Origin of the sequence: Faecalibacterium sp. IP-3-29 (assembly GCF_023347335.1) — a bacterium.
In the GTDB taxonomy this organism is placed as follows: domain Bacteria; phylum Bacillota; class Clostridia; order Oscillospirales; family Ruminococcaceae; genus Faecalibacterium; species Faecalibacterium duncaniae.
This window is the reverse complement of the sequence record NZ_CP094471.1, coordinates 1,074,923-1,088,446: the sequence shown is the minus strand read 5'-3', so window position 1 is coordinate 1,088,446 and position 13,524 is coordinate 1,074,923. Positions and strand designations below refer to the sequence as shown.

10 protein-coding genes are annotated in these 13,524 nt (G+C 59.0%); 1 reads left to right on the top strand and 9 read right to left on the bottom strand.

Translation table 11 applies throughout. The features are described 5' to 3' along the window. The 4 genes from MTP40_RS05185 to MTP40_RS05170 form a co-directional block, all read right to left on the bottom strand. A complete protein-coding gene (locus MTP40_RS05185; RefSeq protein ID WP_249259944.1) occupies positions 1–726 on the bottom strand; it encodes an NAD-dependent protein deacylase in 726 nt (241 codons plus the stop codon). A gap of 108 nt (positions 727–834) precedes the next feature. After that, on the bottom strand, positions 835–1,725 hold the full coding sequence (locus MTP40_RS05180; RefSeq protein ID WP_249259943.1) for an NAD(P)H-hydrate dehydratase: 891 nt from the start codon (positions 1,723–1,725) through the stop codon (positions 835–837). 143 nt (positions 1,726–1,868) lie between these two features. After that, positions 1,869–4,466, bottom strand: coding sequence for a translation factor GTPase family protein (locus MTP40_RS05175; protein WP_249259942.1), 2,598 nt, complete (start codon positions 4,464–4,466; stop codon positions 1,869–1,871). Positions 4,467–4,478: 12 nt separating this feature from the next. Beyond that, complete coding sequence (locus tag MTP40_RS05170; RefSeq protein ID WP_154276440.1) at positions 4,479–4,901, bottom strand: hypothetical protein; 423 nt, start codon at positions 4,899–4,901, stop codon at positions 4,479–4,481. A 360-nt stretch (positions 4,902–5,261) separates the two neighbouring features. Between MTP40_RS05170 and MTP40_RS05165 the strand changes: the two genes are divergently transcribed. Beyond that, positions 5,262–7,277, top strand: coding sequence for a peptide ABC transporter substrate-binding protein (locus tag MTP40_RS05165; RefSeq protein ID WP_249259941.1), 2,016 nt, complete (start codon positions 5,262–5,264; stop codon positions 7,275–7,277). A 148-nt stretch (positions 7,278–7,425) separates the two neighbouring features. Here the strand turns inward: MTP40_RS05165 and MTP40_RS05160 are convergent, their stop codons facing one another. The 5 genes from MTP40_RS05160 to MTP40_RS05140 are packed head-to-tail and all read right to left on the bottom strand — an operon-like array spanning position 7,426 to position 13,414. Beyond that, complete coding sequence (locus MTP40_RS05160; protein ID WP_005932252.1) at positions 7,426–8,367, bottom strand: ATP-binding cassette domain-containing protein; 942 nt, start codon at positions 8,365–8,367, stop codon at positions 7,426–7,428. Then, positions 8,360–9,415, bottom strand: a complete 1,056-nt coding sequence (locus MTP40_RS05155) for an ABC transporter ATP-binding protein (protein ID WP_154276438.1) — start codon at positions 9,413–9,415, stop codon at positions 8,360–8,362. Before MTP40_RS05155 ends, MTP40_RS05160 begins: the two co-directional genes overlap by 8 nt. A 22-nt stretch (positions 9,416–9,437) precedes the next feature. Then, positions 9,438–10,379 (bottom strand): ABC transporter permease, encoded by a 942-nt coding sequence (locus tag MTP40_RS05150; protein WP_097770607.1) that lies wholly within the window; start codon positions 10,377–10,379, stop codon positions 9,438–9,440. Beyond that, positions 10,379–11,329 carry an ABC transporter permease gene (locus MTP40_RS05145; RefSeq protein WP_156070707.1) on the bottom strand — a complete coding sequence of 317 codons (951 nt, stop codon included), beginning with the start codon at positions 11,327–11,329 and terminating at the stop codon, positions 10,379–10,381. The genes MTP40_RS05150 and MTP40_RS05145 overlap by 1 nt, the downstream gene beginning before the upstream one ends. Positions 11,330–11,383: 54 nt before the next feature. Further along, the gene (locus tag MTP40_RS05140; RefSeq protein WP_117505221.1) at positions 11,384–13,414 is read right to left on the bottom strand and encodes a peptide ABC transporter substrate-binding protein; all 2,031 of its coding nucleotides are present in this window, start codon (positions 13,412–13,414) and stop codon (positions 11,384–11,386) included. Positions 13,415–13,524: the final 110 nt, after the last annotated feature.

Sequence of the window (13,524 nt, the reverse complement as noted above, 5' to 3'; positions counted from 1 at the left end):
TCAGTCCTCCAATAAAACGTCCTCGCTCAGTACCTGACCGATGGGCTTGGCAATGCACAGGTCGGCCTGTGCATCCGCCCCGGTGGGCTGCATGTTGATGACCACCAGATGGCGGCCCCGGAAGTACCGGATGAGCCCCGCCGCCGGGTAGACCACCAGACTGGTGCCGCCGATGATGAGGGTATCCGCCTTGCGGATGGCAGACACAGCCCCGGAGAGCACCTCCTCATCCAGCCCTTCCTCGTACAGAACGACATCCGGCTTGACGATGCCGCCGCACTTGGGGCAGCGGGGCACGCCGGTGCTGTTGGCAATGAAGTCCACATCGTAGAACGCGCCGCACTTCACGCAGTAGTTGCGCAGGGTGCTGCCGTGGAGCTCGTAAACGGTCTTGGCCCCCGCAGCCTGATGCAGGCCGTCGATGTTCTGGGTGACGATGGCTTTCAGCCTGCCCTCCCGCTCCAGCTTTGCCAGCCGCAGGTGGGCAGCGTTGGGCTTTGCCCCCTTCACAATAAGCTTATCCCGGTAGAATCGGTAGAACTCCTCGGGGTTCTCCTCCCAGAAGGTGTGGCTCAGGATGGTCTCGGGCGGGTAATCATACTTCTGGTGGTACAGGCCGTCCACGCTGCGGAAATCGGGGATGCCGCTTTCGGTGGAGACCCCCGCGCCGCCAAAAAAGACGATGCGGTCGCTCTCGGCAATGATTTTTTCCAGTGCAGGAACCATAAAAGAAACGCTTCCTTTCCGGCAGATCGTTGTGTTTTGGATAGCTCCAGTATAACACAAATCCAGAGGAAAGGAAGCGTTTCTTTTTTGATGGGATCGTCCCCTTGCTCAGCGCCCGTTCTCGGCAAACAGGGTCCCCAGCGCATCCAGCAGATCATGCGGGAGCATCCCGGTTTCCCCGTGCAGGGCGGCGGCACGGTCGGCAGCTGCACCATGGAGATAAACGGCACAGGCAGCGGCCTCAAAGGCAGGCAGACCGCAGGCCAGCAGGGCACTGATCATGCCCGCCAGCACATCCCCGCTGCCGCCCCGGGAAAGCCCCGGGTTGCCGGTGGGATTGACCGCGCAGCGGCCATCCGGCCCTGCAATGACGGTGTGCGCCCCCTTCAGCACCACCACAGCATTCCATGCTTTCGCATAGCGCAGCGCCATGCCTTCTCGGTCCGCATTGATCTCTGCCGCAGAGTGTCCGGTCAGCCGGGCCATCTCGCCGGGGTGGGGCGTTAAGATCAGTTCCCCCTGAGGGTGAAGCATTTTTTCCGTTTGGAGCAGGTCAGCGGCGGCGTTCAGGCCGTCCGCATCCAGCACTGCACTGCCGGAAAAACCGGGCAGGAGCGTTTTTACCAGCGCCCGGGTCTCGGCGGCACGGGCCGCGCTCTGGGCCGTATAGCCCAGCCCGGGGCCCGCCAGCAGAACAGAGGCCTTCTGCCGCCGGATGCGGTCGATATTCTGGGGCGAGATGCCGCCCTCTGCCCCCGCCTCGCAGGGGCAGAGGCAGCACTCGGGCAGGCGTGCGGCCACCGCCGCCAGCACCGGCTCTACACTTGCCAGCGTAACGATGCCGGCCCCTGTGCGCAGGGCACCTTCCACGGCCAGCGCCGCCGCGCCCCGGTAGGACGCGCTGCCCGCCACCGCCAGCACGGAGCCAAAGGTCCCTTTATGCGCGTCCCTGGGGCGGGGCTGGATGGCCTGCCAGACAAAATCGGAAGTTATTGTCATTTTATCACGCACCCTTTCATACAACCTCTCAGTCGGGCTTGCGGCTCAACCCCCCAGTCGCCTGCGGCGACAGCCCCCACTAGTAGGGGGGCCCTTGGCATTTCGTAAAGCTCGCCCTCTTTGCCAAGCAATGACGGAGAGGTTTAATCCGTTCCCTGCAAATACCTCCGGATCTCCTTCTCCGCTTCCTGCACCTCTTCATGGAACATGCGGGCAGAGACACGGAGGGCACCATGGCCCAGGATGATAACCTGTTCCATGCCATCGGAGGTGGCCACGCGGACGCGGCGGCCCTTGCCGATCTCATGGGTGACACGCTCGATGAACATATCGGCGGTCTCGGCTTCCCGGGTGTAGACCACATGGATATTGTGGTACTGCTCTATGCTGCCGGGGCTGCCCGGCACACGGTAGGCATCAAACACAAGGATGAGCACGCACTTTTTGAAGCCCTGATAGTTGCAGAGGATGTCCATCAGCCTGTGGCGGGCCGCTTCCAGGCTCTCTTTGGAGAGTGCGTTCAGCTCGTCCCATGCAAAGATGATGTTGTAGCCGTCCACCAGCAGGTATTCGGGCTGGATCTCCCACTGCTCGGCGTTGAAATCAGGGCGTTCCCGCTTCTGGGTGGGGCGGAACGCCGCCAGCGGGTCCCGCTTGATGGGCCCATAGGTCTGTTCAAAGATCTTCAGCAGCTCGGCATCTTCTTCCAGGGTGGCGCGGTAGGCGGACATCCGGCGGGGGTGGGCCTGCACCGTTTCCTCGGTCTTTGCAGTCTTGCCCCAGCCGCTGTCCACATGCATGTGGCTGCGCACCTGCTCCCAGGGCACCACAAATCCGGCCCCGTGGGCACAGAACACCGAATCCGCCGGGTTGTCGAGGTCGTGTTCCGGCTCATAGCCCGCGGCCTCGATGACCTCCGCTGCATTGTGGCAGGGGCGGTAGCCGTCCAGCGTCAGGGTCAGGTGTCCCCTGCCCCGGGTGTAGCCCACCACCTCCATGGGGTAGCTGCGCATAGTGGAGGCCGGTGCCGTGCCGATGAGCAGGGTGGTATCCCCGTCGGCTCCGGTCTCGGGCGGGTCAAAGCTGCCGCCCATGTTCTGGATATCGTTCATGGCGCGTCCCACGTTGTCAGAGGGCAGTTCCAGCCGGAAGGCATACCACGGCTCCAGCAGCTGGGTCTTGTGGATCTGGTCTGCCATCATCAGGCCCTGCCGGACGGCGCGGTAGGTCGCCTGCCGGAAATCGCCGCCCTCGGTGTGCTTGAGGTGGGCGCGGCCCGCAATGAGGGTGATCTTCACATCGGTCAGAGGAGCCCCGATGAGCACACCCAGATGCTGCTTTTCCTCAAGATGCGTCAGCACCAGCCGCTGCCAGTTCTTGTCCAGCACCTCTTCCCGGCAGTCGGCGGCAAACTGCATCCCGCTGCCCCGGGGCAGCGGCTCCAGCTTGAGGTGGACTTCCGCATAATGGCGCAGAGGCTCGTAGTGGCCCACGCCCTCCATGGCTTCGGTGATGGTCTCCTTATACAGGATGCCGCCGGGGCCGAAACTGACCTCCAGCCCGTACCGCTCGGCCAGCAGGCTTTTCAGCACCTCCAGCTGGATCTCGCCCATCAGCTGGACATGGATCTCGCCCAGGGTCTCGTTCCAGACCACATGGAGCTGGGGCTCCTCCTCTTCCAGTCGATGGAGCTTTCCCAGCGCGGCGTGCACGTCTGCGCCCTCGGGCAGCAGCACCTGATAGCTCAGCACCGGCTCCAGCACCGGCAGGTCGCTGTCCCGTTCCGCCCCCAGACCCTCGCCCGGGCGGGCTTTGGTCAGGCCGGTAACGGCGCACACCTGGCCGGGGCCGATGCACTCTGCCAGCGTAAACTTTGCGCCGGAGTAGAGCCGCAGCTGGTTGGCCTTTTCGGCCCATGGCTCCCCGTCGACCTCTCCGGTGAGCTGGGCTTTCACCTTGAGCGCGCCGCCGGTCACCCGCAGCCAGGTCAGGCGGTTCCCCTGCTCATCCTGGCTCACCTTGAACACCTTGGCCCCGAAGGCCTCCAGCGCGGGGGCCGGGCGGGTATAGCGGTCAAGGCCCTCCACCAGCGCATCCACACCCTGCAGCTTCAGGGCTGAGCCAAACCAGCAGGGAAACACATGCCGCCGGGCAATGGCGGGGATGAGGTCGGTATCGGTCAGGATTCCCCGGTCCAGCATCGTCTCCATCAGCCGCTCATCGCAGAGAGCCAGCGCCTCGTCCCGGTCGGCCTGCTCTGCCCCAAAATCCACAAAGCCATCCCCCAGCCGACGGTTCAGCTGGGTCAGAAGCGCTTCCCTGCCCGGGCCGGGCAGGTCCATCTTGTTCACGAACACAAAGGTGGGGATGCGGTACCGCCGCAGCAGCCGCCAGAGCGTCTCGGTATGGCTCTGCACGCCATCGGTGCCGCTGATGACCAGCACCGCATAATCCAGCACCTGCAGTGTCCGCTCGGTCTCCGTGGAAAAATCCACATGGCCCGGGGTGTCCAGCAGGGTAAAATCGGTATTGCCCGCCGTGAAGAGGGCCTGCTTGGAGAAAATGGTAATGCCGCGCGCCTTTTCCAGCGCGTCGGTGTCCAGAAAGGCATCCTTATGGTCCACCCGGCCCAGCTTGCGGATGGTGCCGGTGCCGTAGAGCAGGGCCTCGGAAAGGGTGGTCTTGCCGCTGTCCACATGGGCCAGAATGCCGATGACCAGCTGCTTGTGCTCTTGTTCCATGCCGCGGCCCCCTTACAGTGCGCTGGCGATCAGCGCAGCAGCGACCAGCGGCAGGCCCAGCACCAGATTGGAGAGCAGGCTGCAATAGGTGCGCTCCTCGGGTTCCAGCTCCTCAAAGGAGACGATCTTCTCATCCGCATAGTCGATGATGGAGCGGGTGGAGTGGATCTTTTTCTGCCGCTTGCCCATCCCCTTGAATTCCTCCAGCAGATGGTGGATGGTCACGCCATCCAGCCGCAGGTAGTCCACCCAGGCCCAGATGAGCAGCACCACGCCGCACAGAAAGCCCGGGGCCTCCCAGATGGTAAACGTGCCATCGCTGACATAGCGCTGCCACAGCAGCATCAGCACGGCCACGATGGAGGTGCGGGTCACGGTCTTATATAAAATGGGGTGGAACATGTAGCGTTTGTACATCGAGGTCAGTTTCTTCATGGTGCGCTCCTTATTGATACAGATACACTTTATTGTATCATGTTTTTGTGAAAAAAGATAGCTGTTTTGTGCGCACACTGTGAACAGTTTCTCTCTTTCGCCTGTTCTTCACAGATATACAGTTCTTTCCATTTTATAGTAATTTTTTCCAAATTCTTTTCCCATGAAAGCGTTTGTCACCGTTTTGTTTTCAATTCTATGCTTTGGCGGATTGACTTCTTTCCAGTAAAGTGCTAAAATATACAGTGGTGCGACTTTTGTCTTTCCTGTGCACTTTTTGGAAAGGCAGACAGCCTCACTGCGTTTAGGAAAAGGAAAAACGCGCGGCTCTGTCCGCGCAAGATCTGGGAGGATCATCCAATGAGCTTCAATTTTGATCGCCGCACCTTCCTGAAGGGTGCAGGTGCTGTGGGTGCCGCCAGCCTGCTGGCAGCCTGCGGCGAAAAGTCCAACAACACCGGCAATGGTGCTGCCGCCAGCGGCGCTGCTGCCCCCAACTCCACCGGCGCTACCCCCCTGAAGGAGTTCATCTCCTTTGAGAGCGGCAACCGTGAGCTGGAAAGCTGGAACATGCTGTACACCCAGAAGGCTGAGGATGCCAACGTGGTCACCAACCTGTGGGACGGCCTGCTGAGCTTTGACCGCTACGGCAAGGTGGTGCCCGCCATCGCTTCCAGCTGGGAGCACAATGAGGATGCCACCGTCTGGACCTTCCACCTGCGGGACGACGTGGACTGGGTGGATTGCAACGGTGAGGTGAAGGCTCACCTGACCAGCAAGGACTTCCTGGTTGGTTTTGAATGGGTGATGAACGCCATCAAGAACGAAGCCAACAACACCTCCATGCCCAACGATACCATTGTGGGTGCTTACGAGTACTACGAGCTGACCAAGGAAGCCGGTGACGCTGCTGCTGACATGACCTACGAGGACATGCTGGCTGCCGGTGTGGGCATTGAGGCTCCGGATGATTACACTCTGGTGTTCACCTGCCCCAGCGCCTGCCCCTACTTTGATACCGTTGCCGCCTACAACAGCTTTTACCCCGTGGCTCCTGCTCTGATCGAGGAGCTGGGTGTCGATGGCTTCCGGAGCTGCGACAACACCACCATGTGGTACAACGGACCCTATGTGGTGGAGGAGTACATCCAGGGCAACACCAAGAGCTACATCCCCAACCCCAACTACTACGATGCTGCCAACGTCAGCCGCTTTGAGCGCTTCACTGTCACCATGATCAGCGACGGTTCCATCAGCCTGCAGCTGTATCAGAACCGCGAGCTGGACGAGGTGGACCTGGGCGAGAGCAACATCACCACCATTCAGTCCGATCCTTCCAACGAGTACAATCAGCAGCTGTGCGAGAAGCGTGCCAAGAAGTTCAGCTACTGCTTCATCTTCAACTACGACAAGAAGAACACCGATGGCACCCCCGATGAGAACTGGAACAAGGCCATTGCCAACAAGGCCTTCCGTCAGTGCTTCTCCAAGGGCATGGTGCTGAACAAGTTCTTCGCCCGTTACAACCCCATCAATCCCCTGAAGTGCGAGAACGACTTCTTCACCATGAAGGGCCTGTGCTACACCTCTGACGGCACCGACTACACCAACCTGGTGGCCAAGGAGATGGGTCTGGACGGCGAGGCTTACGATGGCAAGACCATGAAGCGCCTGCGCGCCAACAACGGCGACATCACCGAGCTGAAGAAGCAGGCCATGGAAGAGCTGAGCGCCATTGGTGTCACCTTCCCTGTTCACTGCTCCTACTATATTCTGGCTGGCTCCACCTCCGCTCTGGACAGCGCAACCGTGCTGAAGCAGTGCTTCACCGACAGCTTCGGCGATGACTTCATCGTGCTGGATATCAACACCTTCGTGTCCTCCACCATGAAGGAAGTCGTGGCTCCCAAGCTGCAGAGCTTCGTCCACATGGGCTGGGGCGCTGACTTCGGCGATCCCATCAACTTCCTGACCCAGATCATCGTTCACGACGACAATGCTTACTACAGCTGCAACATGACCAACATCGCAGGCATTGTGAACAATGGCCCCGCCAGCTACCAGAAGGATCTGGTTGCCGCCTACGAGAAGTTCACCGATCTGGTGAACGAGGGCCGTGCCATCGTTGACGACACCGATGCACGCTACGCTGCATTTGCCAAGGCTGAGGCTTACTTCCTGGACGAGAATCTGATCTTCCCCACCGTCTATGATATCACCTGGTGCCTGACCCACGTCAACGAGTACAGCAAGATCAACGCAATGTATGGTCCCTGCAACTACAAGGCTGTGAACTGGGAGACCAGCGAGGAGGCTTACACCACCGAACAGTACGATGCGTTTGCTGCCGCATTCGATGCAGCCACTCAGGCCTGATCGAGTGAACCCATAGCAAAAAGCAGAACCGGACGTTTTTGAAGCGTCCGGTTCTATTTTTTCTCCCTGACAGCACAAAACCCCGCCGCGCGGGAAAACTCCCAGCGCGGCGGGGTCATTGTGTTAAAATACAGGAAAGCGGTTCAGCTTACAGCTGGCTTTCATACTCCTTGCGGTAGCCTTCCAGCTCACGCTGGTTGCCATACACAAAGTGGCCGTTTGCGATCTCTTCCCAGACCGGCTTATCCACGCTGTAATCGTGGATCGAGGGGTCATAGACCAGCAGCTTCTTGTGCTTTTCGAGGCTGGGGTCAGGGATGGGAACCGCGCTCAGCAGGGCTTTGGTGTAGGGATGCAGCGGATGGAGGAACAGCTCCTCCGCCTCAGCCAGCTCCACGATACGGCCCTTGCTGATAACGGCGATACGATCCGAGATGAACCGGACCACCGACAGGTCATGTGCAATGAACAGGTAGGTCAGGCCGCGGCTCTTCTTCATCTCGTTCAGCAGGTTCAGTACCTGTGCACGGATGGAGACATCCAGTGCAGAGATGGGCTCATCGGCCACGATGAACTCCGGCTCCATGACCAGTGCACGGGCAATGCCGATGCGCTGACGCTGGCCGCCCGAGAACTCGTGGGGGAAGCGGGAGGCAAACTCCGGCAGCAGGCCGACCTCATGCAGGGCGTTCATCACCTTTTCATGCAGGTCTTCCTGATCCTTGTAGAGATGATGGTTCAGCAGGCCCTCGGCAATGATATACTCGACCTTGGCGCGCTCGTTCAGCGAAGCCATGGGGTCCTGGAAGATCATCTGGATCTTACGGATGACCTCTTTGTCCAGTTCCTTGGAGATCTTGCCGTTGATCTTCTGGCCCTTGAAGAAGATGTCACCGCCGGAGGTCGGGTTGATGCGGCAGATGGCACGGCCAATGGTGGTCTTGCCGGAGCCGGACTCGCCGACCAGCGAGAAGGTCTCGCCCTTATAGATGTCAAAGTTGACATGATCGACAGCAACAAATTTCTTCTTACCGGAGCCAAAGGTGATCTGAAGGTCTTTCAGCTCAATCAGCTTTTCGCGTTCAGCCATTTAAGTTGGCGCCTCCCATCTTTCCCATTTTCTCACGCAGGTTCTGGATGGAGTGCGGCCGCTCGATCTTGGGAGCGCGCGGGTCCAGATACCAGGTCTTTGCGGCGTGGGTCTCGGACACCTGGAAGAACGGAGGCTCTTGCACAAAGTCGATTGCCAGCGCATGCTTGTTGCGGGGCGCAAATGCGTCACCCTTGATCTCGTTGAACAGGTTCGGGGGAGTACCATCCACGCTGGGCAGGGCCTCACCCTTAGTGCCCAGCTGCGGCAGAGCCTGCAGCAGAGCCCAGGTGTAGGGATGCCATGCGTCGTAGAAGATCTCCTCCACGGTGCCGTATTCCACGATCTGGCCGGCGTACATCACGGCCACACGGTCTGCCACGTTTGCCACAACGCCCAGGTCATGGGTGATGTAGATAACGGACATGCCCAGCTCCTTCTGCAGGTCGCGGATCAGCTGCAGGATCTGTGCCTGAATGGTCACGTCCAGTGCAGTGGTGGGCTCGTCGCAGATCAGGATCTGCGGGCGGCAGGCCGCTGCAATGGCAATGACGACACGCTGACGCATACCGCCGGAGAACTCGTGGGGGTACTGCTCGTACCGACGCTCGGGGTCGGGGATACCCACCTTGCCCAGCATCTCGATGGCAGCCTTTTTGGCTTCCTCGCCCTTCAGACCCTGGTGATGCTCAATGCTCTCCTGGATCTGCTTGCCGATCTTCTTCAGCGGGTTCAGGCTGGTCATAGGATCCTGCATGACCATGGCGATCTTCTTGCCGCGGACACCCAGCCAATCCTTCTCGGTGAACTTGGTCATATCGCGGCCTTCAAACATGATGGAGCCGCCGGTGATCTTACCGTTGGCATCCAGCATACCCACAAAGTTCTTGGTGAATACGGACTTGCCCGAGCCGGACTCGCCCACGATGGCAAGGGTCTCGCCTTCGTACAGGTCCAGCGAGCACTTGCGGATGGCGTTCAGCTTACGACCGCGCAGGCTGAAAGTGATCTCCACGTCTTTGGCAGAGATAATCGGTTGTCTATCCATTTACGTCTCTCTCTCCAATCTATCAAACGTGGTTGCGCGGATCAGCCGCATCCGACAAAGCGTTGCCCATGATATAGAAAGAAATGGAAATGATGGACACGATGGATGCAGGGAAAACCAGCAGGTACGGATAATCCAGGAAGAAGCCGCGCACCTTGCTCAGGATCAGGCCCAGAGAAGGCGTGTCGATGCCCAGGCCCAGGCCCAGGTAGGACAGCGTGGATTCCAGATTGATGGTGCCCGGAATGGACAGTGCCATACGCAGGATGATAACGGAGACCAGATACGGCAGGATGTTCTTGGTCAGCACGCGCCACAGCGGGGTGCCCAGGCAGCGGGACGCGAGGTTGTACTCGCGGTCACGGAACATGAACACCATGTTGCGGACACGGCGTGCCATAGAAAGCCAGTTGATGGCGATCATGGAGATGGCCATGATCCAGAAGCTCTGGCCCACCATCAGGGCGATCAGGGTCATATAGATGATATAGGGCACGTTGTCGATCAGGTTGTACAGCTCCGTGAAGAAGCGGTCCAGGCTGCGCACATAGCCCCAGATCAGGCCGAAGATCACGCCCACGATGCTCTCGCCCACGGCGACCACCAGAGCCAGACGGATGGAAACCTGGGTGGCGTACCACACCTGGCACCAGTAGTCACGGCCCAGGTTGTCGGTACCGAACCAGTACTCACTGTTGGGCTTGATGAAAGCCTTGCTGGAATCAGAGATCAGGGTAGTGTAGTGATACTTGCCGATGCCCAGCGCAATGAAGGAGAACACCGTCAACGCCAGGAACAGGATCAGGCAGAAGACAGCGACCTTCTGCTTGAGGAAGTTCTGGATGACAGAACCCCAATAGGAATAGTTGGAGTAGCCGATGCGTTCAGCTTCTTCCGGGGAATAATCCACAAAGTAGAACAGTTCTTCGGGCTTCTTGCCCTCAAAATCCGATGCCTTAGCCATCAGCGAGCCTCCTCCTTTCCGGTCAGAGTAATACGGGGGTCAACCACCATCATCAGCACATCGCCCAGGAACACGCCCACGATGCCCAGCACAGCGTAGAGGATGACCAGGGTCTGAACGACGTTCAGGTCATAGCGCTGGATGGCATCCGTCAGCAGGGGGCCCATGCCGGGAACGGAGAAGAACCGTTCCATCAGCAGGGAGCCGCCCACCGTCAGCAGGATGGACTGGGGGATATACTGCACCATGGGGACCATGGCGTTGCGCAGAACATGCTTGAACATGATCTCGCGGGAGCTCAGGCCCTTGACACGGGCCAGCTTGATATAGTCGCGGGTCAGCTCATCCACCATGTAGCGGCGGGTCCACAGGGCATAGCCTGCAATGGATGCCAGCGAAAGGCAGGTGATGGGCAGCACGCTGGAAGCACTCACATTGCGGGTGGAATACAGCGTGGGGAATCCCAGGTACTTGGAACCAAAGACCAGCACCAGAGAATACGACACCAGCGAAGGGACCGCGTTGACGAACACGGTGTAGGCCGTGCCGATCCAGTCGAATACCTTGTCCTTGAATGCCGCCTGCAGGATGCCCATCAGCACACCGACCACCAAAGAGATGCCGGAGGCGATGAGGCCCAGACGCATGGAGACACCAAACTTTTTACCAATGACCTTGACCACCGGGGCACCGTTCTGAATGCGGCGGGAAGTGCCGAAATCCAGATGCAGCAGGTTGTTATAGAACTTGACCAGCTGGGTGGGGATGGGATCGGTCAGGCCAGCTGCTTCCAGAGCGGCGGTCTTCTGCTGATCGGTAAACTTCATGAGCTGTTCCTCAGTGAAGTAGTAGTCCGTCGGCAGGCAGCGCATCATCAGGAAAACTGCTGTTGCGATCAGAAAGATTGTGACAAGCGACTGGAGCAGCCGCTTAACCGTGTATTTTAACATGTTATCGAACCCTTAACTTTTATTTCTACCCTTTCGGGCGGGGAAACGGGGAACTTAAGCCTTGGTAGCTGCGTCGAATGCAGCGGCGAACTCCTCGTACTGCTCGGTGGTGTAAGCCTCTTCGCTGGTCTCCCAGTTCACAGCCTTGTAGTTGCAGGGACCATACACAGCGTTGATCTTGCTGTACTCGTTGGCGTGGGTCAGAGTCCAGGCAACCTCGAAGTAGCAGGGGCAGGCCAGAACGTTGTTCAGCATGCTGGCCTCAGCCTTTGCGAAGGCAGCGTAGCGGGCATCGGTATCATCAACGATGGCCTTTGCGGTGTTGACCAGATCGGTGAACTCCTCGTAGCAGGCCACCAGATCCTTCTGCCAGTCAGCGGGGCCGGCCTCCACGACCTTGGCGATGTTGGAGTAGTACCAGCTGTAGTAGGCGTTGTCGTCGTGCAGGATCTCCTGACCAACGAAGTTGACGGGATCGCCGAAGTCAGCGCCCCAGCCGTTGATGACGAAGCTCTGCAGCTGAGGATTGCGGACTTCCTGAGTGAGGGAAGAAACAAAGGTCTTGATGTCCAGCACGATGAAGTCATCGCCGAAGCTGTCGGTGAAGCACTGCTTCAGCACGGTTGCGTTGTCCAGAGCGGTGGAGTTGGCGGCGATGATGTAGTAAGCAGCGTGGACAGGGAAGGTAACGCCGATGGCGCTCAGCTCGTCCATGGCCTGCTTCTTCAGGTCAGCGATGTCGCCGTTGTTGGCGCGCAGGCGGATCATGGTCTTGCCATCGTATGCTTCCTTGTCGAAGCCCATCTCCTTGGCAACCAGGGTGGAGTACTCCTGGCCCTGGGTGTTGTAGCAGACACCGGGCATGGTGTAGTAATCGTTCTCGCACTTCAGGGGGTTGATCTTGTTGGTACGTGCATACCAGTTGGTCATCTCCAGGCCCTTGTAGAAGCACTGACGGAAAGCAGTGTTGGCAATCGCCTTGTTCCAGTTGTCGTCGGGGGTGCCGTCCTCGTTGTTCTTCTGGTAGTTGAAGTGCATCTGGTAGCTGAACTTCTTGGGGCGCTTCTCGCACAGCTGATCATTGTACTCGCTGTTGGGATCAGCCTGGATGGTGGTCAGGGTGCTCTCGCCCACATCCATCTCGTCCAGCTCACGGTTCTGGTACAGCTGGAAAGTAACGGTGCCGTCGCTGATCATGGTAACGGTGAAGCGGTCGAAGCGGGACACATCGTTTGCACCAAAGTAGTTGGGGTTGGGGATGTAGCTCTTGGTGTTCTGGCTGATGAACTCCTCCACCACATAGGGACCATTGTACCACATGTTGGTGTAATCGCAGGCACGGAAGCCCTCAACGCCCAGCTCGTTGATCAGATCCTCAGAGGCGGGGTAGAAGCTGGTGTAGGCAGCAACGGTATCGAAGTAAGGGCAGGGATCCTTGCAGGTGAAGACCAGGGTATAATCATCCGGAGCCTCAACGCCCACGCCTGCGTCCAGCATATCCTGGTAGGTCAGGTCGGCAGCAGCATCGCCCATATCGCTGGTCTTCTGATAGTAATCAGCAGCACCGGCCAGGGTTTCGTTGGGCATGGAGGTGTTGTTGGCCTGGTTCTTGGCTGCGTTCAGCACCCACTCCAGACCCACGAGGAAGTCCTTGCTGGTCAGGTGAGCCTTGACCTCGCCGTTCACATCCACCCAGTCCACATCGTCGCGGAGGTTGAAGGTCCAAACAGAAGAGTCCTCATTGTGGCTCCACTCCTTGGCCACGGAAGGCACAGCCTTGCCGTAGCAGTCAAAGCTCAGCAGGCCTTCCCACAGGTTGGTGGTGACATTCATGTCGGAAGCCATCTGGCTGTACAGCATGTTCCAGCTCTCCAGCTCACGGTTGGTGCTCTCCCAGGAGATGAACTCCTTCAGCGGGGTAGCGCCGGTGGTGTTGGGAGCGCTGGTAGCACCAGAGGAAGCAGCGGTGGAGCTGCTGCCAGAGTTGCCGCCGCAGGCGGCCAGAATGCCGGCGGCACCAACGACACCGGAAGCCTTCAGAAAGCTGCGGCGGCTGATTGCATGAGACTCGTAGTTGTTGTTCATTGTGTTTTCCTCCCTATAATAATTCCGTGCTTCAGTGCATGGTGCAGGGCGGGATGTCCTGCTGTTTTCCCACTATTCTGCGGAGGTTTTTTGAATCCTGTATTGCCAGG

What these genes read in the sequence shown, in the direction of transcription:
- MTP40_RS05170 (WP_154276440.1), bottom strand. Translation starts at nt 4,901, where the DNA reads ATGAAGAAACTGACCTCGATGTACAAACGCTACATGTTCCACCCCATT.
- MTP40_RS05180 (WP_249259943.1), bottom strand. Translation starts at nt 1,725, where the DNA reads ATGACAATAACTTCCGATTTTGTCTGGCAGGCCATCCAGCCCCGCCCC.
- MTP40_RS05175 (WP_249259942.1), bottom strand. Translation starts at nt 4,466, where the DNA reads ATGGAACAAGAGCACAAGCAGCTGGTCATCGGCATTCTGGCCCATGTG.
- MTP40_RS05185 (WP_249259944.1), bottom strand. Translation starts at nt 726, where the DNA reads ATGGTTCCTGCACTGGAAAAAATCATTGCCGAGAGCGACCGCATCGTC.
- MTP40_RS05155 (WP_154276438.1), bottom strand. Translation starts at nt 9,415, where the DNA reads ATGGATAGACAACCGATTATCTCTGCCAAAGACGTGGAGATCACTTTC.
- MTP40_RS05165 (WP_249259941.1), top strand. Translation starts at nt 5,262, where the DNA reads ATGAGCTTCAATTTTGATCGCCGCACCTTCCTGAAGGGTGCAGGTGCT.
- MTP40_RS05160 (WP_005932252.1), bottom strand. Translation starts at nt 8,367, where the DNA reads ATGGCTGAACGCGAAAAGCTGATTGAGCTGAAAGACCTTCAGATCACC.
- MTP40_RS05145 (WP_156070707.1), bottom strand. Translation starts at nt 11,329, where the DNA reads ATGTTAAAATACACGGTTAAGCGGCTGCTCCAGTCGCTTGTCACAATC.
- MTP40_RS05140 (WP_117505221.1), bottom strand. Translation starts at nt 13,414, where the DNA reads ATGAACAACAACTACGAGTCTCATGCAATCAGCCGCCGCAGCTTTCTG.
- MTP40_RS05150 (WP_097770607.1), bottom strand. Translation starts at nt 10,379, where the DNA reads ATGGCTAAGGCATCGGATTTTGAGGGCAAGAAGCCCGAAGAACTGTTC.